26 protein-coding genes are annotated in these 25318 nt (G+C 71.2%); 16 read left to right on the forward strand and 10 right to left on the reverse strand.

Going from position 1 to position 25318, the window contains the following annotated elements; translation table 11 throughout:
* Positions 1 to 146: 146 nt before the first annotated feature.
* Positions 147 to 1424, forward strand: coding sequence for an AI-2E family transporter (locus tag O7610_RS25840; RefSeq protein ID WP_281552983.1), 1278 nt, complete (start codon positions 147 to 149; stop codon positions 1422 to 1424).
* A 46-nt stretch (positions 1425 to 1470) separates the two neighbouring features.
* Here the strand turns inward: O7610_RS25840 and O7610_RS25845 are convergent, their stop codons facing one another.
* Positions 1471 to 3600, reverse strand: a complete 2130-nt coding sequence (locus tag O7610_RS25845; RefSeq protein WP_353850299.1) for an ATP-dependent DNA helicase — start codon at positions 3598 to 3600, stop codon at positions 1471 to 1473.
* Positions 3601 to 3721: 121 nt separating this feature from the next.
* Between O7610_RS25845 and O7610_RS25850 the strand changes: the two genes are divergently transcribed.
* The 4 genes from O7610_RS25850 (at position 3722) to O7610_RS25865 (ending at position 7001) form a co-directional block, all read left to right on the forward strand.
* On the forward strand, positions 3722 to 4228 hold the full coding sequence (locus O7610_RS25850) for a DUF402 domain-containing protein (RefSeq protein WP_281552984.1): 507 nt from the start codon (positions 3722 to 3724) through the stop codon (positions 4226 to 4228).
* Positions 4229 to 4317: 89 nt separating this feature from the next.
* Entirely contained in the window at positions 4318 to 5226 is a 909-nt protein-coding gene (locus O7610_RS25855) for a PPK2 family polyphosphate kinase (protein WP_289212090.1), read from the forward strand.
* Between the two features lie 138 nt (positions 5227 to 5364).
* Positions 5365 to 5991: a DUF47 domain-containing protein gene (locus O7610_RS25860; RefSeq protein ID WP_281552986.1), complete on the forward strand. Its 627-nt coding sequence runs from the start codon at positions 5365 to 5367 to the stop codon at positions 5989 to 5991.
* A 5-nt stretch (positions 5992 to 5996) separates the two neighbouring features.
* Positions 5997 to 7001 (forward strand): inorganic phosphate transporter, encoded by a 1005-nt coding sequence (locus O7610_RS25865; RefSeq protein ID WP_281552987.1) that lies wholly within the window; start codon positions 5997 to 5999, stop codon positions 6999 to 7001.
* On the opposite strand, the gene O7610_RS25870 is transcribed toward O7610_RS25865, so the two are convergent.
* The 5 genes from O7610_RS25870 to O7610_RS25890 form a co-directional block, all read right to left on the reverse strand.
* Positions 6994 to 7353 carry an arsenate reductase ArsC gene (locus tag O7610_RS25870; RefSeq protein WP_289213693.1) on the reverse strand — a complete coding sequence of 120 codons (360 nt, stop codon included), beginning with the start codon at positions 7351 to 7353 and terminating at the stop codon, positions 6994 to 6996. The two genes, O7610_RS25865 and O7610_RS25870, sit on opposite strands and share 8 nt — an antisense overlap.
* A gap of 86 nt (positions 7354 to 7439) precedes the next feature.
* Positions 7440 to 8201: an aquaporin gene (locus O7610_RS25875; RefSeq protein WP_281552988.1), complete on the reverse strand. Its 762-nt coding sequence runs from the start codon at positions 8199 to 8201 to the stop codon at positions 7440 to 7442.
* On the reverse strand, positions 8198 to 8860 hold the full coding sequence (locus O7610_RS25880; RefSeq protein ID WP_289212091.1) for an arsenate reductase ArsC: 663 nt from the start codon (positions 8858 to 8860) through the stop codon (positions 8198 to 8200). The genes O7610_RS25875 and O7610_RS25880 overlap by 4 nt, the downstream gene beginning before the upstream one ends.
* Complete coding sequence (locus O7610_RS25885; RefSeq protein WP_281552989.1) at positions 8853 to 9632, reverse strand: arsenate reductase/protein-tyrosine-phosphatase family protein; 780 nt, start codon at positions 9630 to 9632, stop codon at positions 8853 to 8855. The genes O7610_RS25880 and O7610_RS25885 overlap by 8 nt, the downstream gene beginning before the upstream one ends.
* 93 nt (positions 9633 to 9725) lie before the next feature.
* Positions 9726 to 10697: a Gfo/Idh/MocA family protein gene (locus O7610_RS25890; RefSeq protein WP_289212092.1), complete on the reverse strand. Its 972-nt coding sequence runs from the start codon at positions 10695 to 10697 to the stop codon at positions 9726 to 9728.
* Between the two features lie 133 nt (positions 10698 to 10830).
* Here O7610_RS25890 and O7610_RS25895 point away from each other — a divergent pair, with 133 nt between their 5' ends.
* From O7610_RS25895 to pstB, 6 genes are all read left to right on the forward strand, one after another.
* Complete coding sequence (locus tag O7610_RS25895; RefSeq protein WP_475049848.1) at positions 10831 to 11685, forward strand: NUDIX hydrolase; 855 nt, start codon at positions 10831 to 10833, stop codon at positions 11683 to 11685.
* A gap of 104 nt (positions 11686 to 11789) precedes the next feature.
* Positions 11790 to 12314 carry a hypothetical protein gene (locus tag O7610_RS25900; protein ID WP_281552991.1) on the forward strand — a complete coding sequence of 175 codons (525 nt, stop codon included), beginning with the start codon at positions 11790 to 11792 and terminating at the stop codon, positions 12312 to 12314.
* 230 nt (positions 12315 to 12544) lie between these two features.
* Complete coding sequence (pstS, locus tag O7610_RS25905; RefSeq protein ID WP_281552992.1) at positions 12545 to 13648, forward strand: phosphate ABC transporter substrate-binding protein PstS; 1104 nt, start codon at positions 12545 to 12547, stop codon at positions 13646 to 13648.
* Positions 13649 to 13764: 116 nt separating this feature from the next.
* On the forward strand, positions 13765 to 14799 hold the full coding sequence (pstC, locus tag O7610_RS25910) for a phosphate ABC transporter permease subunit PstC (RefSeq protein WP_281552993.1): 1035 nt from the start codon (positions 13765 to 13767) through the stop codon (positions 14797 to 14799).
* Positions 14796 to 15860, forward strand: coding sequence for a phosphate ABC transporter permease PstA (gene pstA / locus O7610_RS25915; protein WP_289212093.1), 1065 nt, complete (start codon positions 14796 to 14798; stop codon positions 15858 to 15860). The genes pstC and pstA overlap by 4 nt, the downstream gene beginning before the upstream one ends.
* 20 nt (positions 15861 to 15880) lie before the next feature.
* The gene (pstB, locus tag O7610_RS25920) at positions 15881 to 16660 is read left to right on the forward strand and encodes a phosphate ABC transporter ATP-binding protein PstB (protein WP_281552995.1); all 780 of its coding nucleotides are present in this window, start codon (positions 15881 to 15883) and stop codon (positions 16658 to 16660) included.
* A gap of 58 nt (positions 16661 to 16718) precedes the next feature.
* Here pstB and mshD read toward each other — a convergent pair whose 3' ends face one another.
* The 3 genes from mshD to O7610_RS25935 all read right to left on the reverse strand — a co-directional run bounded on the left by mshD (position 16719) and on the right by O7610_RS25935 (position 19545).
* On the reverse strand, positions 16719 to 17618 hold the full coding sequence (gene mshD, locus O7610_RS25925; protein ID WP_281552996.1) for a mycothiol synthase: 900 nt from the start codon (positions 17616 to 17618) through the stop codon (positions 16719 to 16721).
* A 79-nt stretch (positions 17619 to 17697) separates the two neighbouring features.
* The gene (locus O7610_RS25930; RefSeq protein ID WP_289212094.1) at positions 17698 to 18636 is read right to left on the reverse strand and encodes a polysaccharide deacetylase family protein; all 939 of its coding nucleotides are present in this window, start codon (positions 18634 to 18636) and stop codon (positions 17698 to 17700) included.
* Between the two features lie 192 nt (positions 18637 to 18828).
* Positions 18829 to 19545 (reverse strand): winged helix-turn-helix transcriptional regulator, encoded by a 717-nt coding sequence (locus O7610_RS25935; RefSeq protein ID WP_278171736.1) that lies wholly within the window; start codon positions 19543 to 19545, stop codon positions 18829 to 18831.
* A 463-nt stretch (positions 19546 to 20008) separates the two neighbouring features.
* On the opposite strand from O7610_RS25935, the gene O7610_RS25940 reads away from it, so the two are divergent.
* The 5 genes from O7610_RS25940 to O7610_RS25955 all read left to right on the forward strand — a co-directional run bounded on the left by O7610_RS25940 (position 20009) and on the right by O7610_RS25955 (position 23632).
* Positions 20009 to 21061 carry a hypothetical protein gene (locus O7610_RS25940; protein WP_502959057.1) on the forward strand — a complete coding sequence of 351 codons (1053 nt, stop codon included), beginning with the start codon at positions 20009 to 20011 and terminating at the stop codon, positions 21059 to 21061.
* Between the two features lie 129 nt (positions 21062 to 21190).
* Positions 21191 to 22003 (forward strand): LmeA family phospholipid-binding protein, encoded by an 813-nt coding sequence (locus O7610_RS25945; protein ID WP_281553000.1) that lies wholly within the window; start codon positions 21191 to 21193, stop codon positions 22001 to 22003.
* Between the two features lie 118 nt (positions 22004 to 22121).
* On the forward strand, positions 22122 to 22217 hold the full coding sequence (locus O7610_RS30785) for an Ms5788A family Cys-rich leader peptide (protein ID WP_416552081.1): 96 nt from the start codon (positions 22122 to 22124) through the stop codon (positions 22215 to 22217).
* Between the two features lie 222 nt (positions 22218 to 22439).
* Entirely contained in the window at positions 22440 to 23288 is an 849-nt protein-coding gene (locus O7610_RS25950) for a sulfurtransferase (RefSeq protein ID WP_281553001.1), read from the forward strand.
* Between the two features lie 2 nt (positions 23289 to 23290).
* The gene (locus O7610_RS25955) at positions 23291 to 23632 is read left to right on the forward strand and encodes a DUF1416 domain-containing protein (RefSeq protein ID WP_281553002.1); all 342 of its coding nucleotides are present in this window, start codon (positions 23291 to 23293) and stop codon (positions 23630 to 23632) included.
* A gap of 420 nt (positions 23633 to 24052) precedes the next feature.
* On the opposite strand, the gene O7610_RS25960 is transcribed toward O7610_RS25955, so the two are convergent.
* A protein-coding gene (locus O7610_RS25960) for an IS3 family transposase (RefSeq protein WP_289211211.1) occupies positions 24053 to 25236 on the reverse strand; the annotation gives its coding sequence in 2 pieces (ribosomal slippage) (positions 24053 to 24969 and positions 24969 to 25236; 1185 coding nt in all).
* Positions 25237 to 25318: the final 82 nt, after the last annotated feature.

Consider the following 25318-nt stretch of genomic DNA (forward strand, 5'->3'; position numbering starts at 1 on the left):
CCCCACCCGGATGGTTGCCCGATGCCCGTACGGGGCACTTCGGGGAGAGTTCAGGGAGGTAGCGGCAGCAACGACGCACATGTGCCCGATACCGTGTACGGACCGATTACTCGACTCCGGGGGTTCGCTTGAGCCGGCTGCAACAGATGAGAGGGCGGCTACGCCAGGCGTACGAGGCCGGGCGGGAGTCGGTGCGGGCCGCCCGGGAGCGGGAACGGTCCCGCCGGGCCGCCGCGGCCGGTGCCGCCGACGAGCTGGCCGGCGCGGGTGCCGACCCGGGCGCGGAGACCCCGCCGCCGGGCGACGGACATCTGTCGACCACGAGCCGCGACGACGCGGACGTGCCGCACGCGCTCCGGATCGCCGCCGCCTGGTCGTGGCGGCTGATCGTGATCGGCATCGTCGGTTGGGCGTTGCTGCGGGTCATCGGCAACGTCCGGATCGTCATCATCCCGGTGCTGGTGGCGTTGTTGCTCGCCGCGCTGCTCGCCCCGGCGGTCGGCTGGCTGCTGCGGGCCCATGTGCCCCGCACCCTGGCCACGGCGGTGGTGCTGATCACCGGGCTGGCCGGGGTGGTCGGCACGCTGACCCTGGTGGTCAACGAGTTCATCACCGGACTACCGGACCTGAGCGAGAAGGCGTCCAGCGGCATCGGGGAGATCCAGCAGTGGCTGCGCACCGGGCCGCTGAAGCTCGACGACGGCCAGCTCGACCAGTACGTCGAGGCCGGTCAGAACTGGATTACCGAGAACACCCAGACGTTGACCAGCGGCGCGGTCTCCACCGCCGGTACGGTCGTGGAGCTGTTCACCGGTGCGCTGCTGGTGCTGTTCTCGACGTTCTTCTTTCTCCGGGACGGGCAGCGGATCTGGCGGTTCATCGTCGGCATGTTCCCGGTCGCCGCGCGCTGGCGGGTGGACGACGCCGGTAGCGCGGCCTGGACGACCCTGGTCGCCTATGTCCGGGCGACCGTGCTGGTGGCGTTCATTGATGCCGTGGGCATCGGGATCTTCCTGGTGCTGTTCGACATCCCGTTCGCGTTCGCGTTGGCCGCGCTGGTGTTCCTGGGGGCGTTCATCCCGATCGTCGGCGCGACCCTCTCCGGCGCGGTGGCCATCCTGGTGGCCCTGGTGGACAGCGGCTGGGTCACCGCGTTGATCATCCTGGGTGCGGTGATCGCGGTTCAGCAGCTGGAGGGCAACGTCCTGCAGCCGTTGATCATGGGGCGGGCGGTGGCGATCCACCCGCTGGCCGTGGTGCTCGCGGTGACCTCCGGTGTGGTGCTGGCCGGCATCGTCGGCGCGCTGGTCGCCGTACCGCTGATCGCGGTGCTGAACACGGCGGTACGCCGGCTGGCCCGCCGCCGCCACGTCCCGCCGCCGCCACCGCCGGAGTCCGTGGTGATCGGCACCAGCCCACCGTGACCCGACCACAGCCGCCCGGCTGCTGACCCGCCCACCTCGCGGCGGGTCAGCTGGCGGCGAGTCGGCGCAGCGCGCCCTGCACCACCTCGGGCCGGGTGGTGTACCAGAACGGCGGCAGCGAGCGGCGCAGGAACGCACCGTAGCCACGGGCGGTCTCCAGCCGGGAGTCCAGTACCGCCACGACGCCCCGGTCACCGGTGGACCGGATCAGCCGCCCGGCGCCCTGCGCCAGGCGTACCGCCGCGATCGGCACGCTGACCGCCGAGAACCCGGAGCCGCCGGCGGCGTCCACAGCGGCGGCGCGGGCGGCGGCCAGCGGCTCGTCCGGCCGAGGGAACGGCAGCCGGTCGATCACCACCAGCTGGCAGGCGTCGCCGGGCACGTCCACCCCCTGCCACAGCGACATCACGCCGAACAGGCAACTCGCCTGGTCCTCCCGGAACCGGCGGACCAGCAGCGGCAACGCCTGCTCGCCCTGCACGTGCACGGTCAGCCCGGTCCGCGCCCGGACCAGCTCCGCGGCCTGCTGCGCGGCCCGTCGGGAGGAAAACAATCCGAGGGTACGGCCGCCGAGTGTGCCGATCAGCGACAGCAGCTCCTCGCCGGCCTGGGCGGGCAGCCCGGAGACGGTCGGCCGGGGCAGGTGCGCGGCGACGTACAGGATGCCCTGCTTGGGGTAGTCGAACGGGGAACCGACGTCGAGTGACCGCCAGCTGAGATCGTCGGCCGTGACCGCCTCGGTCTGCTCGGTGGCCGGGGTAGCGGTCTCCAGACCCAGCGACCGGGCCACCGTGTCGAACCGCCCGCCGAGGGTCAGGGTGGCGGAGGTGGCCACCACGGTCCGCTCCTCGTAGAGGTGGCTGGACAGGGTGCCGGCCACCGACAGCGGAGCCACCACCAGCGCCCGGCGGTTGGCGGCCGGGCCGTCCGGCTTCTCCACCCAGGCGACGTCGTGTTCGGCCTCGTCGAGCAGCCGTTGGGCGGTCGTGGAGAGCTCGTCCAGCACCGACTTGGCCTGCTGTTTGCGCACCGGGTCCGGGTCGTCGGCCTTGATGTCGCCGATCTTGTCCAGCGCGGCCCGGGTCGCCGACTCCAGCAGGGTGCACGCCTCGTGCAGTGCTGGCGGCAGACCGCTGGTCAGCCGCCCGGCCGGCGACTCGCCCAGCCCGACGGCGAGGGCGTCACCGGCCTCGGTGAGCTGCTCGGCGGTCTCCGGCGGCAGCAGCGGCCGGGCCCGCCGGGCGGCCCGGTCGATCACGTCCGGGGTGAGCTCGGCCTGGGCGGCCGACGAGACCCGGTCGGCCAGCTCGTGGGCCTCGTCGACGATCAGCAGCTTGTGCGGCGGCACGATGTGCCGGCCGGCGAGCATGTCGACGGCGAGCAGGCTGTGGTTGGTGACGACCACGTCGGCTTCGCGGGCCCGGAACCGGGACGCCTCGGCGAAGCATTCCTCGCCGTACGGGCAGCGGGCCGCCCCGACGCACTCCCGGGCCGGCATCGACACCTGCCGCCACACCTGGTCGTCGACGCCGGGATCCAGCTCGTCGCGGTCGCCGGTGTCGGTCTCCATCGCCCAGTCGCGCAACCGTTGCACCTGCTTGCCTAGCCGGTTCGCGGCACCCAACCAGCGGGTGCCGCCGCCAGCGTCGCCGCCGTTGTCGCCGGCGGCGTCGAACAGGTCGGTCGGCTCCTCCTCGGCCGAGTCCTCCAGCCGGGCCAGGCACAGGTAGTGGTGCCGGCCCTTGAGGACGGCGAAGGTGGGCCGGCGGCGCAGGATCGGCTCGACCGCGTCGGCGAGCCGGGGCAGGTCGTGCTCGACCAGCTGGGACTGCAGCGCCAGGGTGGCGGTGGAGACCACCACCGGGCCGTCGACGGTCAGCGCTGGTGCCAGGTAGGCCAGCGATTTGCCGGTGCCGGTGCCGGCCTGCACGAGCAGGTGGTGCCGGGTGCGGATGGCGTCGGCGATCGCCGCCGTCATCTCCTGCTGGCCGGGCCTAGCCGCGCCGCCGGGGACCGCGCCGACCGCGGCGGCGAGCAACTGGGCGGCGCTCGGCCGACCGGTGCCGGAGCGGCCGGCCGGGCGCGGCGGGGCCGCCGGAGCGGACGCGGTGCTGGTGGTCGTCGCAGGGGTCACCCGGTGACAGTACCGATCACCACCGTCGTCCTCGGCGGTCATCCACAGCGTGCCGGCCGGTGTTGCCCGGTGACGCCCGGTGACGCCCGGGCGCTGGCGCCGGCACTGGGGCGTCACCTGCACGTTGCCTTCCGGTGGGCGGCCATCCGTTAAGGTGCGACACATGTCCAGCGATGTCGTACGGGTGGTCTATCGCAAGTACGACGGTTCGGCCCACCGGGACTATCCGGCCCGCCGGTTGACTGAGGACGAGGTCGGCGTGTGGCTCGGCGTGCCCCGGGGCACCGAGTCGATCTACCACGGTCGCCCGTCGGTGGAGCAGATCCCGTTCGTCCTGCTGGTGCCGCGTGAGCAGTGGTGGACCTGCATGTTCAACCCGCCGCCGCGCACCAGTGAGGTCTACTGCGACATCGCCAGCCCGGCCCGCTGGGAGGACGAGTCCACCGTACACCTCATTGATCTTGATCTTGATGTGGTGCGGCGTCGGGCGACCGGCCTCGTGGAGCTGCGCGACGAGGACGAGTTCGCCGAGCACCGGGTGCGGTACGGCTACCCGGAGGACGTGGTGGAGTCGGCCTGGGCCGCCGCCCGCTGGTTGCAGGACGCGCTCGGCGACGGCACCGAGCCGTTCGCCTCGGCCTACCGGAAGTGGCTGGCGCTGGTCTGCTGACCCGACCGGCTGGTCGGCCGGCCGATCCGGTGGTCGGCCGGGTAGCGGTCGGCTGGTCGGCCGGGGGCCGGCTGGGCGATGATCGGCTGATGACTGCTGACCTGTACGAGCCACCTGTCCGGGAACTGCTACGGGTCGGCGCCGGCCGGCCGCTCGACCTGTCCGCGATCGACCCGAGGTCGACGCCGGGGCTGCCGGCGCTGTCGGTGACCGGGCCGGACCGCAAGTCGTGGGCCCGCGCCGAGGTCCGCCGCATCGGCGACGAACTGGCCGAGCAGCAGGAGATGCTGCACGCCCAGGCGGTCGCCGGCGACGCGGCCGGCCGGCGGGTGCTGCTGGTGCTGCAGGCGATGGACTGCGGCGGCAAGGGCGGCGCGGTGAAGCGGGTGGCCGGCGCGATGAACCCGCTCGGCCTGCGGATCCGGGCCTTCGGGCCGCCTACCGAGGAGGAGCTGGCGCACCACTTCCTGTGGCGGATCCGCCGGGCGTTGCCGGACGCCGGCCAGGTCGGGGTGTTCGATCGGTCACACTACGAGGACGTGCTGGTCGTACGGGTCGAGTCGCTGGTGCCGGAGGAGACCTGGCGGGCCCGCTACGACGAGATCAACGAATTCGAGGCCGGGCTGGTCGACGAGGGGTTCGTGCTGATCAAGGTGTTCCTGCACATCTCGTACGCGGAGCAGCGGGAGCGGCTGTTGTCCCGGTTGACCGATCCGACCAAGCACTGGAAGTACCACCCGGGCGATGTGGACGCGCGCAGCAAGTGGCCGGACTACCAGGCCGCGTACACGGAGGCGTTGAGCCGGTGCGCCACGGACGCCGCGCCCTGGTTCGTGGTGCCGGCCGACCGCAAGTGGTACCGGGACTGGGCGCTGGCGCACCTGCTCCGGGAGCACTTCGCGGATCTGGACCTGAGCTACCCGCCAGCTCGTTTCGACCTGCGCAAGGAGCACGCCCGGCTGCTCGCCGGGGACGGACTGAAAGTGAACGGTGGATGAACAAAGACTGACCTGTGGGTGTACAGGGGTGGGCCGCGAGCAGACGCGATTCGCTGTTACCTAGCATTCCCTGCAGAGCGCGCGGGCGTTTCCCGTGGCCAGCCCCTGTTCCCCACCGTCTCCGACGAGGTCTGCGCTGTGAAGTTCTCCTTCCGCCCGGTCGAGGGCGCCTTCTATGAACTGTTCACCAAGGCCGCGCAGAACCTCGTGCGGGGCACCGAGCTGCTCAACGAACTCGCCCTGCCCGGAGTCGACGTCCAGTCGGTCAGTGAGCGGCTCACCGAGGTCGAGCATGACAGCGACCAGATCACCCACGACCTCTACAAGAAGATCAACTCGGCGTTCATCACCCCGTTCGACCGGGAGGACATCTACCGGCTGGGCAGCCAGCTCGACGACGTGATGGACCACCTGGAGGCGGTCGGCAACCTGCTCTACCTCTACGGGCTGACCCAGCTGCCGTCGCTGCCCCGGGAGATGCACGAGCTGATCGCGGTGCTCGACCAGCAGGCCCGGGTGACCGCCGACGCGATGCCCCGGCTGCGGGCGATGAAGGACCTCGACGACTACTGGATCGAGTGCAACCGGCTGGAGAACGAGGGCGACCGGTCGTACCGGATGCTGCTGGTCCGCCTCTTCTCCGGCGAGTACGACGCGCTCACCGTGCTGAAGATGAAGGAGGTCGCCGACGAGCTGGAGGCCGCCTGCGACGCCTTCGAGCACGTGGCCAACACAGTCGAGACCATCGCGGTCAAGGAGTCCTGAGCCGGGTGAGCGCCGAACTCATCGCCGTCCTCGCGGTGATCACCGTTGCCATGGTCTTCGACTACACCAACGGGTTCCACGACGCGGCAAACGCCATCGCCACCAGCATCTCCACCCGGGCACTCACCCCACGGGTCGCCCTGATCATGGCCGCGGTCGGCAACTTCATCGGCGCCCACTTCGGCGCCGAGGTGGCCAAGACCGTCGGCAGCGGCCTGGTCGAGCTGCCGGCCGGCGTCTCCAGCCTCGGAATCGTCTTCGCCGGCGTGGTCGGCGCGATCACCTGGAACCTGATCACCTGGTACTTCGGGCTGCCCTCGTCGTCGTCCCATGCGCTGATCGGCGGCCTGGTCGGCGCCACCATCGCCGCCTCCGGCACCGTGCTGTGGGGCGGCATCGCCGGCGACGTGGTACTGCCGATGGTGCTCTCCCCGCTGGTCGGCTTCGGCCTCGGCTTCCTGGTCATGCTCGCCGTGCAGTGGATCTTCCGCAACGGGCAGCCCGGCAAGCTGAACCGGGGCTTCCGGATCGCCCAGTCGGTCTCGGCGGCGGCGATGTCGGTCGGGCACGGCATGCAGGACGCCGCGAAGACCATCGGCATCGTGGTGCTGGCGCTGTTCGTCGGCGGGTTCCAGTCGGACGCCGAGACCATCCCGGAATGGGTCTTCTGGACCTCGGCGACCGTGCTGGCGCTGGGCACCTACGCCGGTGGCTGGCGGATCATCCGTACCCTCGGTCGCAAGATCATCGACCTGCGGCCGCCGGAGGGGTTCGCCGCCGAGACCGTCGCCAGCTCGGTGCTCTACTTCAACGCCCTGGTGCTCGGCGCGCCGATCTCCACTACCCACACCATCACCTCGGCCATCATGGGCGTCGGGGTGACCAAGCGGCTGTCCGCCGTACGGTGGAACGTCGCCGGCAACATCGTCGGCGCCTGGATTCTGACCTTCCCCGCCGCCGGCAGCATCGGCGCGGTGATGTACTTCGTCGTCCGCCCGCTGTTCAGCTGACCCGGGTCGTTGGGACCAGGTCGGCGAGCAGCGCCTCGATCCGACGGCGGATCTCGTCGCGGATCGGCCGGACCGCCTCGACGCCCTTACCGGCCGGGTCGGGCAACTGCCAGTCCTCGTACCGCTTGCCGGGGAAGACCGGGCAGGCGTCGCCGCAGCCCATCGTGACGATAACGTCGGAGGACTCGGCGGTGGACCACTCCAGCCGCTTCGGGGTCTGGTCGGTGATGTCGATGCCGACCTCACGCATCGCCTCGACCGCCGCCGGGTTGACCGTCTCGGCCGGCGCGGAGCCGGCCGAGCGGACCTCGACCGCGTCGCCGCCGAGGTGACGCAGCCAGCCGGCGGCCATCTGGGACCGGCCCGCATTGTGTACGCAGACGAACAGCACACTGGGCTTGCTCACGGTGTCTCCTTCGAGGGGTGTGGGGCAACGGGTCAGCGTCGGGTGGTCGCCAGAGCGGGATCTGTCGGCTGGGCGGGCTCGGCCGGCACCACGACCTGGTCGGCGGCGTGCCCCACCCCCGGGTAGAGCGCCAGCAGCAGGGCGACTCCGATGGCGAGCCCGACGACCTGGGCGACCAGGAACGCCGGGATCGAGGCGGGCTGGATGCCGGCGAAGGTGTCGGTGAAGCCCCGGCCGATCGTCACCGCCGGGTTGGCGAACGACGTCGACGAGGTGAACCAGTAGGCGGCACCGATGTAGGCACCGACCGCAGCCGGTGCTGCGCCGGCCCGGCCCGACCGGGCCAGCGCGAAGACCAGCAGGACCAGGCCGGCGGTGGCGACCACCTCGCCGAGCCACAGGTTGCCCGCCGACCGCTCCTTGGTGGACCAGGTCACCGCCGGCAGGGCGAACATCAGGTTGGCCAGGATCGCCCCGGCGATGCCGCCGGTCACCTGCGCGGCGACGTAGCCGGTCAGATCCGGCAGGGTCAGACCGGTGCGGCTGCGTCGTCCGAGGAACCAGTCGGCGGTCGAGACGACCGGGTTGAAGTGCCCGCCGGAGACCGGCCCGAAGATCAGGATCAGCGCGCCGAGCGCGAAGGCGGTGGCGATCGAGTTCTGCAGCAGCTGCAGCCCGACGTCGTCCGGCGACAACGTCTGGGCCATCACCCCGGAACCGACCACCGAGGTGACCAGCAGGGCGGTGCCGGCGAACTCGGCCAGCAGCCGTCGCCAGAGTGCGATCGGGTTCACGCGTTCTCCACTTTCTGTAGGTCGTCCAGCAGCCGGCGGACCCGGCGCTCGATCTCGTCGCGGATCGGCCGTACGCCGTCGACGTCCTGCCCGGCCGGGTCGTCCAGCTCCCAGTTCTCGTACCGGGTGCCGGGGAAGACCGGGCAGGCGTCACCGCAGCCCATGGTGACCACCACGTCGGCGGCGCGGACCACCTCGTCGGTCCACGGCTTCGGGTACTCGCCGGAGATGTCGATGCCGCGTTCGGCCATCGCCGCGATCGCCGCCCGGTTGACCTCGTGGCCCGGCTCGCTGCCGCCGGACCAGGCGACCACCGTGTCCCCGGCCAGGTGGGTGAGGAACCCGAGCGCCATCTGGCTGCGGCCGGCGTTGTGGGTGCACAGGAAGAGCACCACCGGGCGGCCGTCGGAGTGCAGGCCCTCGACCCGGGCCAGGGCCTGCAGCCGTTGCCGGGCGAACCGCTCGGCGAGCAGCGGCAGATAGTTGGGGATGGTGCTGCCGGTGGCGAACTGGTCGTAGCTGGACGCCAGGAACCGTTCGATCGTCTCGGTGTTGTAGGTGCCGTCGAACTCCCGGGCCAGCCGGGTCGCTGCGGTACGCAGCGCCACCTGCTGGTCGATGGACAGGTCGGGGCGGACGGCATCGGTGACGTCAGACATGGTGGGCTCCGGTGGACGTGGGGGCGGTGGCCCGGCTGGTGATGGCGGGTGCCAGCCGGTGGACCCGGCCGGCGAGGTCGGCGTACGCGGCTTCGAAGGCGGCGTCGGTGTCCACCCGGACCGGGTCCGGCACCGACCAGTGCAGGTCGGGCGCGCCGGCCCCGGTGAGCTCCTCGTGGGCGTTGTCGCAGACGGCGACGACCAGGTCGCCGTCGCCGATGACGGCCGACACGTGTGCGGTGCGGGCCGGGTCGAGGTCGAGCTCGAGCCGGCGGGCCAGCGCCACCGCCCGGGGGTGCACCCGGGTCGCCGGTCGGGTGCCGGCCGAGGCGGCCGGGGTCGGGCCGGTGCGCTGCCAGAGTGCTGCGGCGAGCTGGGAACGGGCCGAGTTGTGGGTGCAGACGAAGACCACCCGGTCGACGCCGGCCAGCGGCGGTGGGGCCAGCCCGGCGAGGACGTCCGGCACCAGTTGCAGGTAGCTGCGGCGGCGGTCGCCCTCGGACCGGGCGCGGCGCAGCAGGCCTGCTTCCTGCAGGACCTTGACGTGGTGGGCGACCAGGTTGCTCGGCAGCCCGAGCCGTCGGCCCAGCTCGCCGGGGGCGGCGTCGCCGAGGTGCAGCAGGTCGACCATGGCCAGCCGGGCCGGGTCGCCGAGCGCGGCGTGCACCCGGGCGCGCCGCTCCAACTGCCCGGCGTGCACCCGGGCGCGCCGCTCCAGCGGGCGGGCGGGTGGCGGCCGGTCATCGGCACGGTGACTTGCCTCAGCGTTCATTGACTCAATGATTGCTGAGGTATTCGGCGGAGTCAAGCCGGGCGAGCGTTGTGACCCGGCCGGCAGACCGGATCAGCCAACTACCGACCGGAATCAGTCGTAGCTGACGCCGATCTGGCCACGGATCGTGTCCAGCAGCTCCATGACCTCGAGGGACACCGCGTGCGGCACCAGCGGACTCTCCCGCAGACCGGCGGCCAGGCAGCGGTGCACCTCGGCCGCCTCGTACTGGTAGCCGTTGCCGGCCGGCTCGACCACCCGCACCACCTCGGGGTCGCCGGTGCCCCGGCGGAGCGTGAACTCGCTCGGGCAGATGAACGGGTCGGGCAGCGAGATCCGGCCGGTGCTACCGGTGATCGTCGCCGTCACCGGGGTAGCCCCGACGATGCCGCAGGTCAACGCGGCCACCGCGCCCGACTCGTAGCCCAGCAGCACGCCGGTGTTCTGGTCCACGCCCTCCGGGGTGAGTTTCGCCCAGGAGCGCACCGAGTCCGGTCGGCCGAGCACCAGATGCGCCAGGCTCACCGGGTAGATGCCCAGGTCGAGCAGGGCGCCGCCGCCGAGCGCGCGGTCGCGCATCCGGCTCTCCGGCGCGAACGGCCCGGCCAGGCCGAAGTCGGCGTGCACCGAGACGACCTCACCGATCGCGCCGTCGTCGATTAGCTCGCACACCCGGCGTACGGTCGGGTTGCACCGCATCCACATGGCCTCCATCAGGAAAACGTCCCGGGCCCGGGCGGTCTCCACCAGCTCGGTGCTGCTGGCCAGGTCGAGGGTGAACGGCTTCTCGCACAGCACCGCCCGGCCGGCAGCCAGGCAGGTCATGGTCGCGGCGTAGTGCGCCGAGTGCGGCGTCGCCACGTAGACGACGTCGACGTCACCGTCCGCGGCGAGCTCGTCCCAGGATCCGTACGCCCGGGCAATGCCGTAGCGGTCGGCGAACGCCTGCGCGCTGGCCACCGAGCGGGAACCGACTGCCAGCACCTCGGCGTCGGGCAGCAACTGCAGGTCTTCGACGAAGCGGGCGGCGATGCCGCCGGTGGCGAGGATTCCCCAACGAGTCATGCCAGGCACGCTAGCCAGCGAGTCCGTGCGCGGCGACGGCGGGGCGTGCTGGCCGGTCTGCCGGGCGACGACCTACGCTCGGCGCGTGCCCACCGACGACGATGTCACGGCTTTCGCCGCGCCACCCGATCCGATGCTGTTCGCCGTACCCGAGGCGATGGTCGAGCAGGCCAGCCGGTTCTACGCGGCCGGCCGGGAACCGGTACGACCGCGGGTCGCCGCGACCGTGCTGCTGCTGCGCCCGACAACGGATCCGGGGCCGACGGGGGCGCCCGGCGGCCCCGGGTTCGAGGTCTACCTGATCCGGCGGGTGGCGGCTGTCGCCTTCGGCGGGGTGTACGCGTTCCCCGGCGGCGGGGTGGATCCCTCCGACGCCGCAGGCGAGCTGGACTGGGCCGGGCCGGACCCGGAGCACTGGGCGGCGCGGCTGGGGTGTCCACCGGACCAGGCGCAGGCGGTGGTCTGCGCCGCCGCCCGGGAGGTGTTCGAGGAGTCCGGGGTGCTGCTGGCCGGCCCGGACGAGACCACTGTGGTCGACGCGGTGGACGGTCCGGAGTGGGAGGTCGACCGGCAGGCCCTGCTCGCCCGGACGTTGAGCTTCGCGGAGCTGCTGCGCCGTCGGCGGCTGACCCTGCGGTCGGACCTGCTGGCCGCGTGGAGCAGGTGGATCACCCCGGACTTCGAGCCACGCCGGTTCGACGCCCACTTCTTCGTGGCCCGGCTGCCGGTCGGGCAGGCGACCCGGGACGTGTCCGGTGAGGCGGATGAGACGCTGTGGGTCCGGCCGAGGCTCGCCCTGGACCGGGCGGAGACCGGCGACTGGCAGCTGCTGCCACCCACCCGGGTGACGCTCGACGAGGTCGCCGGCTGCGCCGACCCGGGTGCCGTCTTCGCGGCCGCCGCCAGCCGGGATCCGGCCGTACCGGTCACCCCTCAGCTGTACGTCGATCCGGACGGGACGGTCAGTTTCGCGGTTGTCAAGCCCTGATCCGGATAGATGATCTTGCGTTACCAAGCGGTGATACTTTGGCGCGCACGAACGCGACTGGGTGCCGGGCGGTCCTCGCCCGCCACCGCTACCGGACGGGACAGATGGCTCCACGACCAGGGACCTCAGCCGCGCGGGGTGCGCCGACGGACGCCGACGACCTCGTGCATCTTGCCGTGCCCGCCGAGTACGTCTCGCACATCGCCCGGCTGATCGAGGAGCTCGACCGGCGACCCAGGCCGATCCCGAAGCCAGCCCGGCGGGCCCGGTCCACCGCCCGCGCCGCCAAGGAGTGGCCGGTCGAGGAGTTGCGCCGGTTCGCCCAGGGTCGGTCCCGGACGCACCAGACCGTGTTCGCGATCCTCGACCTGCTCGCCGAGCACCCCGGCGAGACCATGTCGGTCGGTGACCTCGCGGCGCGGCTCGGCAGCCCGGTCGACAAGGTGATCGGCGCGCTCGGTGGGCTGACCAGGATCGTCAAGGCGTACCACGACTATCCGAAGTGGGGGCTGCCGTTGCAGCGGATGGCCCGGACCGGTACCGGCAGGTCCAACGCGGTCGGCTACCAGCTTCCCGCCGAGCAGGCCCGCCGCTGGCGGCTGGTGCGGCGCGGTCGGCCTGGGAGCTGATCACCGACGCAGGCCGGTGAAATGCGTCGGCCGAGATGCGACGTCGGTCACAGTCGAGCGTGGGCTTGGCTCGGACGGCGACCATACAACCCCCGTTCACCTTCTGTTCACCATGGTCCGGTCGGCAGTTTAGCCACGGCTCGTACCGTCCTCGGCGTTCGAGACGGTGAACTCGCCCCCGCGACCCCTGGGCGGCGACTCGCCACCCGACCTCAGAGAGGCAACGCACCGTGAATCGTAAGTCCCTCCGGCTGGCCGCCCTGCCGGCCGCCGTCATGCTTACCCTCGGCGTGGCCGCGTGCGGCGACGACGGCGACAACGGCTCGGAGTCTGGCAACGGCTCCGACACCTCGGTCAGCGGGAACCTCGCTGGCGCCGGCGCCTCATCCCAGGGCGCCGCGATGGAGGCGTGGATCGCCGGATTCACCTCCGTCGCTCCGGACGCGACCGTCACCTACGACCCGATCGGCTCCGGCGGTGGCCGCGAGCAGTTCACCAGCGGCGGCACCCAGTTCGGCGGCACCGACGCGTACCTCGACGAGGAAGAGATCGCCGCCGCCCTGGAGACCTGCGGCGAGCAGGGCTTCATCGAGTTCCCCGGCTACATCAGCCCGATCGCCGTGGCGTACAACCTGCCGGGCGTCGAGACGCTGAACCTGTCGCCGTCGGTGATGGCCCGGATCTTCGACGTCAAGATCACCAACTGGAACGACCCGGCGATCGCCGAGCTCAACCCGGACGCCGCGCTGCCCGACCTGGCGATCACCACGGTGCACCGCTCGGACGAGTCGGGCACCACCGAGAACTTCGTCGACTACCTGGCCAAGGCCGCGCCGGCCGACTGGCCGTACGAGGTTGACGGCAACTGGCCCGCAGCGGGCGGCGAGGCCGCCCCGCAGAACCAGGGCGTCGCCGCCGCGCTGCGCGGTGGCGAGGGCACCATCGGCTACATTGACGCCTCTCTCGCCGGCGATCTCGGCGTCGCCGCGGTCCAGGTGGGCGAGGACTTCGTCGAGTACTCGGCCGAGGCGGCCGCCGCCGTCGTCGACGCCGCCGAGACCGTTCCTGGTCGTCCGGAGTTCAGCTTCGCCATCGACCTGCCCCGGGACACCGCCGAGGCCGGCGTCTACCCGATCGTGCTGGTTTCCTACCAGCTGGCCTGCGTCACCTACGACAGCCAGGAGACGGTTGACCTGGTGAAGGCCTTCTACTCGTACGTGATCAGCGAGGAAGGCCAGCAGGCCGCCGCCGAGAACGCCGGCTCCGCGCCGATCTCCGACGAGCTGCGCAGCCAGGCGCAGTCCGCGCTGGACGCGATCACTGTCGCCGGCTGAGTCGAGCACCACGTCCAGCCCCTGCGACCCAGGTCCGGACGGTCACCCGGTGGCCGTCCGGACCTGCGGCGTATCCCGTACCGCCCGTCACGACACGGCCTGAGGAGGCGTAATCCGTGACAAAGCCCGCCACCGCGCAGAGCGGTACCCCATCGAGTGATCCGCCGCCCGGCGGCGACTCGCCGCGCGGCACGTCAACGGGCGAGCCGCCGGACGCGGAGACGCGTCGCCGGGGCCGGTCCGGCAAGCGGATCGGTGACCAGATCTTCTCCGGCACCGCCGTCGGCGCCGGTGTGCTCATCCTGGTCACCCTCGCCGCGGTCGCGGCCTTCCTGCTCTACGAGGGCCTCCCCGCCCTGGTCGCCGACCCCGAGGAGCTGCCCGGCGGCGAAGGATTCATCGCGTACGTCACCCCGCTGCTGTTCGGCACGGTCCTCGCCGCGGTGATCGCGCTGGTGGTCGCCACCCCGCTGGCGATCGGCATCGCGCTGTTCATCTCGCACTACGCGCCGCGCAGGATCGCCGCCGGTCTGGGCTACCTGGTCGACCTGCTGGCCGCCGTGCCCAGCGTCGTGTACGGACTGTGGGGCATCTTCTTCCTCGCCCCGAACATCGTCCCGGTCTACCGCTGGCTGGAGGAGCACCTCGGCTTCATCCCGTTCTTCGCCGGCCCTGCCTCAGCCACCGGCCGGACCATGCTGACCGCCGGTCTGGTGCTGGCGGTGATGATCCTGCCGATCATGACCGCGGTGAACCGGGAGGTCTTCCTGCAGACCCCCCGGCTGCAGGAGGAAGCCTCCCTGGCGCTCGGCGCCACCCGCTGGGAGATGATCCGGATGACCGTGCTGCCGTTCGGCCGGTCCGGGATCATCAGCGGCAGCATGCTCGGGCTGGGCCGGGCGCTCGGTGAGACGCTGGCCGTCGCGATGGTGCTCTCCGCCTCCGACGTGATCACCATCAACCTGATCGACTCGGTCAACAGCAGCACCATCGCCGCCAACATCGCGTTGGACTTCCCCGAGTCCAGCGGGCTCGCGGTGAACGCGCTGATCGCCACCGGCCTGGTGCTGTTCGCGCTGACCTTCGTCGTCAACTTCGCCGCCCGGGCCGTCGTCGCCCGTCGGCGCGACTTCTCGGGAGCGAACGCATGACCACCATCACCCCGCCCCGGGTACCCGTCACCAGCACGCTGACCAGCGGCGTACTGCCGAAGTGGGCACCGTGGGCGGTGGTCAGCGGCAGCCTGTCGGTAGGCCTGGTCGGCGGCCTCAGCCTCGGGCTGGCCATCCCGCTCTCGTTGGCCATCGGTGTACTGCTCGTCATGGTGGCCCTGCCGGCGGTCTCCTGGCAGGTCGAAGGCGGCCGCCGGGCCAAGGACCGGTTCGTCACCGTACTGGTCAGCCTCGCCTTCGCCCTCGCGATGCTGCCGCTGCTGTCGTTGATGATCACCGTCACCCAGAACGGCATCCACCGGTTCGACGGGACCTTCCTCAGCAGCGACATGCGGGGCGTGCTGGGTGAAGGCGGCGGGGCGCTGCACGCCATCGTCGGCACCCTGATGATCACCGGCGCGGCCACCCTGATCTCGGTCCCGATCGGCGTGATGTGCGCCGTCTACCTGGTCGAGTACGGCAAGGGCCGGCTGGCCCGGTGGGTCACCCTGCTGGTCGACGTGATGACCGGTATCCCGTCCATCGTGGCAGGTCTGTTCGCGTTCGCCTTCTTCGCGATCTTCTTCGGCCCGAGCATCCGGTTCGGCCTCGGCGGTGCCGTCGCCCTGTCGGTGCTGATGGTGCCGGTGGTGGTCCGTTCGGTCGAGGAGATGCTCAAGCTGGTGCCGAACGAGCTGCGCGAAGCGTCGTACGCGCTAGGCGTGCCGAAGTGGCGCACTGTGCTACGGGTGGTGCTGCGGACCGCCGCTCCGGGCATCGCCACCGGCGTGACCATCGCCATCGCCCGGGTGATCGGCGAGACCGCCCCGCTGCTGATCATCACCGGCAGCACCACGGCAACCAACTGGAACCTGTTCGACGGCCGGATGTCCTCGCTGCCGATCTTCACCTACTACTCGTACAGCATCCCCGGCGCCCGGCCGGAGTTCGGTGTGGAGCGCGCGTGGGCGGCGGCGCTCACCCTGTTCGTCATCGTCATGGGCCTCAACCTGGTGGCCCGGCTGATCTCCCGCTTCTTCTCCCTGCCGACCAGCCGCTGACCGCGGAAAGGACCCCTCAAGTGGCCAAGCGCATCGAAGTCTCCGACCTCGACATCTTCTACGGCAACTTCAAGGCCGTGGAGCAGGTCGACATGACCATCGAGCCGCGTTCCGTGACGGCGTTGATCGGCCCGTCCGGCTGCGGCAAGTCGACCTTCCTCCGCTCGCTGAATCGGATGCACGAAGTGGTGCCCGGTGGACGGGTGACCGGCAAGGTCGCCATGGACGGCGACGACCTGTACGGCATCGGCGTCGACCCGGTCGCGGTACGGCGGCAGGTCGGCATGGTGTTCCAGCGTCCCAACCCGTTCCCGACGATGTCGATCTACGACAACGTGGCGGCCGGGGTGAAGCTCAACGGCGGTCGGATGCGCAAGGCCGACCTCGACGAACTGGTCGAGCAGACGCTGCGCGGCGCCAACCTGTGGGAGGAGGTCAAGGACCGGCTGGGCCGGCCCGGCTCCAGCCTCTCCGGCGGGCAGCAGCAGCGGCTGTGCATCGCCCGGGCAATCGCCGTCAAGCCGGCGGTGCTGCTGATGGACGAGCCGTGCTCCGCGCTGGACCCGATCTCCACCCTCGCCATCGAGGACCTGATGCACCAGCTGAAGACCGAGTTCACCATCGTCATCGTCACGCACAACATGCAGCAGGCGGCCCGGGTCAGCGACCGGACCGGCTTTTTCAACATCGCCGGCACCGGCCACCCCGGCAAGCTGATCGAGATGGACGACACGCAGCGGATCTTCAGCAACCCGAAGGTCAAGGCGACCGAGGACTACATCACCGGCCGGTTCGGCTGACCGCGGTCGGTGCCGGCACCGACCGGCCGGCCGGTGCCGGTCGGCCGAGGCCGGCCGGTCAGCGCCGGCGGTAGCTCACGTCGGCCGACCAGCGCAGGAAGCCGAGCCGGGTGTAGAGCCGTACCGCGGCGGTGTTCGACTCGTCGACGTAGAGCATCGCCCGGTGCAGCCCGGCGGCGGCCAGATGCCGCAGCCCGGCGAGGGTGAGCGCGCGGCCGAGACCGCCGCCGTGGGCGGTCGGATCGACCCCGAGTACGTAGACCTCGCCGACCGCCGCGTCGGCGTGCACCTTGGTCCAGTGGAAGCCGAGCAGCCGGCCGGTCGGATCCTCGGCGAGCAGGAAACCGGCTGGGTCGAACCACGGCTGCGTGATCCGGGCATGCAGTTGCGGCAGCTCCCAGCGGCCCTGCTCGGGGTGGTCGGCGAACGCCTTCGCGTTGAGCGCCACCCAGGCGGCGTCGTCCTGACCCGGTACGAATGACCTCATCCGTACCCCGGCTGGCAGGGCCGGCTCGGGCAGCGGCTCGGGCAGCGGGTCGGTCAGCTTGCGGCGCAGCTGCAACAGCACCCGGTCGCGGACGAAGTCGTGGTCGAGGGCGAGGGCTGCGGCCGACGGGTGGTCGCCGTGCGCCCAGACGCGCAATGCGGCCGTCGGACCGGCGGCGTCGAGCAGCCCGGCGAGCAGTCGACGACCGTACCCGCGTCGCCGGTGTGCCGGGTGGACCACCAGCTCGGCGACCGGGCCGGCCGGATCGGTCGGGTCGAGATGCGCGTAGCCGATGGTCTCGCCGGCCGGGTCGGCGAGCGTGAGGTGCCGGGCGGAGGCCGCCTCCCGCAGTCCGATGACGACCTGCTCCGGCAGCGGGTCGGCACCGTCGGTGTCGGCGGCGACCGCCGCCAGCTTCAGCACCCGGTCGACCTGGGCAGGGTCGAGCTGGTCGAACCGAACGACGGTCATGCTCGCTTGGGTCGCCGACTCAGCCACGTGCCCCACCGTATCTCCCGTCCGGTCCGCCCGTCGCGGCGGATCGTCGCGGTCAGATCTGGCCGGTGCGCAGGTGCAGCCGGCGGCTGCGCTGGTCGGCCGGTTCGGCCATCGGCGGCAGCGCGTCGACCAGGAAACGTTGCCGCAGGTTCGGCAGGATCGTACGCAGTGCCAGCACCGTGCCGGACCGGTTGCCGCCGGCATCGTGCAGCAGTACGACCGACCCGGGTACGGCCTGCGCGGTCACCGTCGCGGTGATGCTGCCCGCACCGGGCTGGAAGTAGTCGGCCGGGTCGATGGTCCAGTGGATCGAGGTCATGCCCAGTTCCCGCGCCACCTCGACCACAGCGGGAGTCCAAAAGCCACCGGGTTGGCGGTAGTAGGAGACCGGGTGGCCGGGGGCGGCGGCCCGGATCGCCTCGGAGGTCCGGGTCAGATCGGTGCGGATCGCGGCCGGCGGGTAGCTGCCGAGGCCGAAGTCATGGCTCCACGAGTGGTTGCACAGGGTGTGCCCGTCTGCGGCAATGGCCCGGACCAGCTCCGGATGGGCGACCACGTTCCGGCCGACCAGGCAGAAGGTCGCCTTCACCCCGAACTGGCGGAGCACGTCGAGGGTCTGCTCGGTGTGCACCGGGTGCGGGCCGTCGTCGAAGGTGAGGGCGACCGCGGCGCTGCCGCTGGTCTGCCGGGTGCCGTGCGGTCCGCTGCGGTCGGGGGCAAGTGGGGCGTACGCCGGCAGCCGGGCCGCCGAACGGTCCGGGTCCGGTGCCCCGGTGGGTGACGGCGGCGACGCCGTGGACCGGGCCGGTGGTGGCACCAGGTCGGGGTCGGGTCCGCTGCGGGTCGGGCCCGGTGCCGGCGCGGGCGTGGGGTCGGGGTCGGCCCGGTCGGCCGGTGCACTGCTGGAACCGAGAAGGTACGCGCCGGTCAGGACGGCCGTCACGGCCACGGCGGCGACGGTCAGCCCGCGTAGACCCGCCAGCACCGTCACTGCAGCCCTCCCGCCGTCGGTTCGGTCGTCGGCCCGACGCTAGGAGGTTGCAGCTGGCTGATTTAGATGAAACGGTGAATAACCGATATAGACGGTCTATTCGGACGAAAATCTGAGGCGCCATCCGGACAGATCCGGATGGCGCCTCAGCTGATGTTTCGGCGTTGCGCCACCGTGAGGTGGCGGAATCCGCTAGACCGGCAGCGGTGCGGGCTCGGTGTCCGGCAGCGACGAGCGGCTCGGCGGCACCACGAACTTGTAGCCGACCTGGCGGACCGTGCCGATCATCGACTCGTACTCCGAGCCGAGCTTGGCCCGCAGCCGCCGCACGTGCACGTCGACCGTACGCGTACCGCCGAAGTAGTCGTAGCCCCAGACCTCGCGCAGCAGCTGGTCGCGGGTGAAGACCCGCCCCGGGTGCTGGGCGAGGAACTTGAGCAGCTCGAACTCCTTGTAGGTCAGGTCGAGCGGGCGGCCCTTGAGCTTGGCGGCGTAGGTGTCCGGGTCGATGGTCAGCTCGCCGGCCCGGATCAGCCCGCCCGCGCCTGACGTGGCGTTGGTCAGCCGACCTACCGCCAACCGCAGCCGCGCCTCCACCTCGGCCGGGCCGGCGCTGGCCAGGATGACGTCGTCGACGCCCCAGTCGGCGTTCAGCGCGATCAGGCCGGCCTCGGTGACCACCGCGACCAGCGGGACGCCCAGACCAGTGGCATGCAGCATCCGGCAGGTCGCACGGGCCTCGGACAGCTCCGACCGGGCGTCGACCAGGACCGCGTCCGGGCTCGGCCCGGAAACCAGGGTGCGGACATCGCGGGGCGCGGTCCGCACCGAGTGGGGGAGCAGGTCGAGTGCGGGCAGTACGGCCGACGGCTCGCCCGCACGGGCCGTTACCAGCAGCAGGATCTCCACACATCACCTCCGTCCTCGCGGCCTGTCCCGGCCGCGCGTGGTGACCGCGGACGCCGGCCACGTGGCCGTCACCGCAGACAGTGGCGTCGAACCCCGGCTTCGCTGACGGGTGGTTAAGCCATGAGCTTAACCGATTAGGTGCCGGAAACAGCGGGGCGGTGAGCTGTTCATCTGTGCAGTCGGCCATAGCGCCCCGCGCCGTCGCCAGCGGGCCACCCGCCGCGTCTGGCACCATCAGGGCGTGCATCCCTCCACGCCATCCGAGACCGGTCGCGGACAGTGGCCTGACGGTAGCCGGGAGTCACCGCCCGGGCCACCGCCCGGCGGGCGGCCCGGCGGCATGCGGGGCGGCCCTGGTCGCGCCGTCGTCCCAGGGCCGCCGGAGCCCGGCCCACCGGTGCCGGGTCGAGCACCGGCCCCGGGCCGGGTACCCGCGCCCGGTCCCGGTCGAGCCGCCGCGCCGGTGCCGGGTCGAGCCGCCGCGCCGGTGCCGGGTCGGGCGCCCGCTCCCGGCCCTGCCCCGGGTCCGGGTCCGGCCCCGGGTCACGCGCCCGCTCCCGGTGGTGCGGCCGCTGTGGGTGGCGAGGCCACCGGCCCGTCGGGCGCGGCGGACAGCCGGCCGGCGGACCGGCCGGACCGCACCGGGGAGCAGGAAACCGTCAGCAGCCGGTCCACGTCGGCGCCGGTGCCGGTCAGCCGGACCATCTCGCTCACCGTGGCCGGGTTCTCCGTGCTGCTGGCCCTGGGGCTGATCTTCGGTGGGCAGACCGCCGGGCCAGGGCTGGCCCGGACCCCGTTCACCATCGTCGTCTTCGGCGTACAACTGCTCTTCGTGATCTCCTGGACGTTGGCGATCCGGCCACCGGCGATGCCGGTCATCGGCGGGGTGAGCCTGCTGGCCGCGGCCGCCGCCGACATCGGAGCGTTGCTGCCGACCGTCGCCTCGCTGGCCCCGGTCGGGTACGCGGCGGCAGGCGGCTTCGTCGTCGCGGTCCTCGCCCAGCTGATCCGGCCGGCCGACCGCACCAGGGTCACCGAGTCGCTCGGCGCCACGTTGCAGATCGTCGTCGGAGTGGTCGCCTTCGCCACGCTGATCGTGCTCAGCCGGCTGCAGCTCGGTGGCACCCAGACCATCGTGGTGGCGCTGGCCGGCACCGGCATCGCGCTGATGACCGCCCGGCTCACCGACGCGGTGGTGTCCCGGCCGCGGCTCGCCCCGCAGGTGCCCCGGGGCGCCACCGGCGTGGTGCTCGGTGCCATGGTGGGCACGCTGGCCAGCGCAGTGCTCGGCATCTACGTGGTCGGCTTCACCCCGGTCACTGCGGCCCTGGTCGGCCTGGTCGCCGCCAGTGCGGCGGTCCTGGTCGACCTCGCCACCGGCTACGCCGAGGCCAGCCGGCAGATGGCCGGGGATCCGCCGACGATGTGGGTGGCCCGGCACATGCAGGGTCCGCTCGGCGGGTTCGCCCTCGCCGCGCCGCTGTCCTACGCCCTCGGTGTGCTGATCTTCAACTGAGTCACCGGGTCGGTCAGGTCACCGGGTCGGTCAGGTGAGGTACCTGACCGGTCGGGCCGGTGCCGGATGAGCCGTACTCAGGTTGGGTAGATACGGTACGGCGCATCCGTCCGCAGCCGAGGAGGCACCGTGTCGACCTATCCGGCGTACCAGGAGGAACCGGTCCACCGGTCGCGTTCCCAGCGGCAACCAGGCCGACGAGCCCGCCGGCTACTGACCGTCGTCGCCGTGCTGCTGCTCGTCCTGGCGCTGGTCCTGGTCGTCGCCGACCGGGTCGCCGTCGCGTACGCCGAACGGGCGGTCGCCGACCAGATCCGCCAGCAGGTGGCCGGTCAGAACATCGAGTCCTCCGAGCCGGAGGTCTCGATCGGCGGGTTCCCGTTCCTCAGCCAGGTCGCGACCGGCCGCTACCAGTCAGTCTCGATCGTGCTGCGCGACGTGTCGGCGGCGGTCAACGGCAACAGCGTGCGGCTGCCCACCCTCGACGTCGACGCGCGGGGCGTACAGGCGCCGTTGGAGACGCTGCGCACCGGCCAGGGTGAGGTCATCGCGGAGACCGTGCAGGGGACCGCCACGGTCTCCTACGACAGCATCGTGCAGCTGATCGACCAGCCCGGCGTGGAGTTGTCCGAACAGGATGGACGGCTCGGCGTCACCGCCCCGGTGGACATCCTCGGTCAGCAGGTCACCCTGACCGGCACCGCGGACCTGGAGGTCGCTCCGGGCGAGGTGCTGCTGCGCTTCGACGAACTCGCCGCCGAAGGGCTGCCCGGCGACGAGGCGGCCCGCGGGTTCGTTGAGGCCTACGCCCAGCAGTTGTCCATCGCGGTGCCGCTGCCCGCCCTGCCGTTCCAGCTCGACCTGCAGGAGGTGGCCGTGACCCCGGCCGGCCTGGCCGTCACCGCCACCGCCACCGACGTGCCGCTGAGCGCACTCGGCTGACTATCTCCGGCGGACCGGCGTTGCGGACCGGCGTGGCGGACCCGGCTGCAGGGTGGCGCAGGTCTCAGCGCCCGGATGTCCCATTGCGTGGTCGGATCGGTGACCGTCCGGAAACAGGCTGGTAAGCTTCGGCCCCATGGGGAAGTTCCTCACTAAGCGGCGCGCGGTCGACCTGTGCCGTGTGGCCACCTGCCTGTGTCGCCCGGTCCTCTGACGGCGGGCTGACCCGGCGGGCTGTCGTCGACCCTTTCTGTGGTCGGTGACCAGCGCCGAAGAATTCTCACCATCGCCCGGCAGCGGCGCCGTCGCACGTCCGTGATCCGTCCTCCAGGGTCCCGCACAGGTGCGACACCTGCGGCGTGGACTCGCCACCGATCCGCTTCCTCCGCACCGGCGGCCCGCCGGGCCAGGGGGAGACCAACCAGGGAGTGATCTGATGAGTCGCGACACCGCACTCGTTTCGGCCGACTGGGCCGAGAAGAACCTCGACGCCCCGGGCGTCGTCTTCGTCGAGGTCGACGAGGACACCTCCGCGTACGACGGTGGGCACATCGCCGGCGCGGTCAAGATCGACTGGAAGACCGACCTGCAGGACCCGGTACGCCGCGACTTCATCAACAAGTCGCAGTTCGAGGCGCTGCTGTCCGAGCGGGGCATCGGCAACGACGACGTCGTGGTCCTCTACGGCGGCAACAACAACTGGTTCGCGGCGTACGCGTACTGGTACTTCAAGCTGTACGGCCACCGCGACGTCAAGCTGCTCGACGGCGGCCGCAAGAAGTGGGAGCTGGACGCCCGCCCGATGACCACCGAGGTGGTCGCCCGCCCGGCCACCCAGTACGTCGCCCAGGAGCCGGACAGCTCCATCCGGGCATTCCGTGACGAGGTGGTGGCCGCGATCGGCACCCAGAACCTGGTCGACGTCCGCTCGCCCGACGAGTTCGCCGGCCGGCTGCTCGCCCCCGCCCACCTGCCGCAGGAGCAGGCGCAGCGGGCCGGGCACATTCCGACCGCGGTCAACGTGCCGTGGTCCAAGGCGGCCAACGAGGACGGCACCTTCAAGTCCGACGACGAGCTGCGCGCCCTGTACGCCGAGGCCGGCCTCGAGGACGGCAAGGACACCATCGCGTACTGCCGGATCGGCGAGCGTTCCTCGCACACCTGGTTCGTGCTCAAGGAGCTGCTCGGGCACTCCAACGTGAAGAACTACGACGGGTCCTGGACCGAGTACGGCTCGCTGATCGGCGTGCCGGTTGTGCTCGGCGACGAGCCCGGAAAGGCGTGACGATGACCGCTGCGACCACACCGAACGCCCCGACCGCGGCGGGCTGCGCCGCCCCGGACCAGGCGGCACCGCTGCCGGCCAGCGTCGACCTGGCCAAGGAGACCGTGATCACCGGGACCGTGCGGTCCGCCGGCGGCGAGGCCGTGGCCGGCGCGTACGTGCGGCTGCTGGACGCCACCGGCGAGTTCACCGCCGAGGTGGTCACCTCGCCGGCCGGCCAGTTCCGGTTCTTCGCCGCACCGGGCAGCTGGACCCTGCGGGCCCTGTCCCGGCACGGCAACGGCGACACCCCGGTGACCGCCGCCCAGGGAGTCAACGAGGTCTCGGTGACCGTCGGCAGCTGACGCCCGGCCCGACCCGACGACAGGCCGCCGCCCCGGAGTTTTCCCGGGGCGGCGGCCTGTCGGCTTCGTGACCGACATTGGCGGCGGATCACCCGTCGCCGGTTCCCGCTGTCGCCCTGTGGACAGCGGAAACGGCCGACCGACGGCGTCACCCTGGTCGCTCCGGCCGGTGGCCACACCGACAAGGCACCAGCGCCCGACGGGACGGCGCGGCAGTACGAACTGACTTGATGACGTCACTCTCTGGTGAATTGGGCGGCCCGTCACCCACAATTCTTCGTGGCGGTAGCGGGCGTACGGCGAATCGGGTTTCGGTTCTTCCGATGCCTGCGAAAATTGCTCATCCCATGGGGGAATCATGCGAAAGACTGTCGGTGTGAGGGGCCTCGCGTTTTCCGGACAGTGGTTCGGCCGGTTCTTTCACGCCGCGATTTGAAGGTTCTCGAACTCTGCGTGGACTTCCCGGGGAGGTCGGTAGCCCACCGCTGAATGCAGACGCTGACGATTGTACCAGAATTCGATGTAGGCAGTAACGTCCCGGCGTGCCGCCTCACGAGTGGGATACTTCACACGCGACACGCGTTCGTTCTTCAGCGCACCGAAGAACGATTCCGCCATCGCATTGTCGAAACAAATTCCGGTCCGGCCAGCAGATCGCCGCAACCTCAGATCCCGAAGCGTTCTGCCGTAGTCGTCCGACATGTAGTTGCTGCCCCGGTCCGAATGAAAGATGGCGTTCTTCCTGAGTTCGCGATTCCGGGCGGCGTTACGGATGGCGCGGGATATCAACGGCGTCTGGTAGTGGTCGTCCATCGCGTATCCGATGACTTCCTTCGTGCAGCAGTCGATGACGGTCGCCAGATACAGCCACCCCTCGCCGGTCGGGATGTACGTGATGTCGCCGACGAGCTTCTCGCCAGGCGCGTCGGCGGTGAACTCCCGGCCGACGAGGTCAGGCACCGTGCCGGACGACGACTGGGTGAGACCCCACCGCCTCGGGCGGGGCTGGCACGGCACGAGCCCGAGCTCGCGCATCAGCTGGCGGACGAGTTCCGGCCCGGCGGACACGCCCTGGCGCCGCAGTTGCGCGTGGACACGTCGATGCCCGTAGGTGCCGTCGGACGCGGCGAACACCTCCTCGATGGTCGATCGAAGGTGGGCGCGGCGGGTGGCGGTCGCGGAGTCGGGGCGGGTTCGCCATTCGTAGTATCCGGACCTGGACACGCCGAGTTGTTCGCACATGAAGTCGACGGGGTAGGCGTACTTCGCGGTGTCGAGTCGCATCGTCTCGATGAACTCGTACAAGCTCGTTACCGAGGGTCCTTCGCGAAGTACGCCGCGGCTTTTTTCAGGAAGCTGTTCTCCATTTCGAGTTCCCGGTTGCGACGTTCGAGTTCCTTCAGTCGAGCGCGCTCGTCGACGCCGATCGGTGGGCTGTCCTGGGCGCCGCTGTTTTCCCGCCGGTACTGGCGGACCCAGGAACGGAGCGTCTCCGGGTGAACGTCGATCTCCCGGGCAACCTGCGACACTGGCTTGTTCGACTGTAGAACGAGTTGCACTGCTTCTTCACGGAACTCTGGGGTGTATGAGCTTATGCGTGCCATCGCGCTTCTTCCCTCGATTTTCCTTACAGGGTAACCTTATTGGCTCCCTGTCCGGAATCCTCGGGGCACCTCAGTGTCCTGA

The organism is Solwaraspora sp. WMMA2065 (assembly GCF_030345075.1).
Lineage (GTDB): Bacteria > Actinomycetota > Actinomycetes > Mycobacteriales > Micromonosporaceae > Micromonospora_E.

Bases quoted from the DNA above. Each gene is read 5' to 3' on its own strand.
- O7610_RS25840 (WP_281552983.1), top strand. From the start codon at position 147: ATGAGAGGGCGGCTACGCCAGGCGTACGAGGCCGGGCGGGAGTCGGTG.
- O7610_RS25845 (WP_353850299.1), bottom strand. From the start codon at position 3,600: ATGACCGCCGAGGACGACGGTGGTGATCGGTACTGTCACCGGGTGACC.
- O7610_RS25850 (WP_281552984.1), top strand. From the start codon at position 3,722: ATGTCCAGCGATGTCGTACGGGTGGTCTATCGCAAGTACGACGGTTCG.
- O7610_RS25855 (WP_289212090.1), top strand. From the start codon at position 4,318: ATGACTGCTGACCTGTACGAGCCACCTGTCCGGGAACTGCTACGGGTC.
- O7610_RS25870 (WP_289213693.1), bottom strand. From the start codon at position 7,353: ATGGCCGCCGGCTGGCTGCGTCACCTCGGCGGCGACGCGGTCGAGGTC.
- O7610_RS25880 (WP_289212091.1), bottom strand. From the start codon at position 8,860: ATGTCTGACGTCACCGATGCCGTCCGCCCCGACCTGTCCATCGACCAG.
- O7610_RS25885 (WP_281552989.1), bottom strand. From the start codon at position 9,632: ATGAACGCTGAGGCAAGTCACCGTGCCGATGACCGGCCGCCACCCGCC.
- O7610_RS25890 (WP_289212092.1), bottom strand. From the start codon at position 10,697: ATGACTCGTTGGGGAATCCTCGCCACCGGCGGCATCGCCGCCCGCTTC.
- O7610_RS25895 (WP_475049848.1), top strand. From the start codon at position 10,831: ATGCTGTTCGCCGTACCCGAGGCGATGGTCGAGCAGGCCAGCCGGTTC.
- O7610_RS25900 (WP_281552991.1), top strand. From the start codon at position 11,790: ATGGCTCCACGACCAGGGACCTCAGCCGCGCGGGGTGCGCCGACGGAC.
- pstA (WP_289212093.1), top strand. From the start codon at position 14,796: ATGACCACCATCACCCCGCCCCGGGTACCCGTCACCAGCACGCTGACC.
- mshD (WP_281552996.1), bottom strand. From the start codon at position 17,618: ATGACCGTCGTTCGGTTCGACCAGCTCGACCCTGCCCAGGTCGACCGG.
- O7610_RS25950 (WP_281553001.1), top strand. From the start codon at position 22,440: ATGAGTCGCGACACCGCACTCGTTTCGGCCGACTGGGCCGAGAAGAAC.
- O7610_RS25955 (WP_281553002.1), top strand. From the start codon at position 23,291: ATGACCGCTGCGACCACACCGAACGCCCCGACCGCGGCGGGCTGCGCC.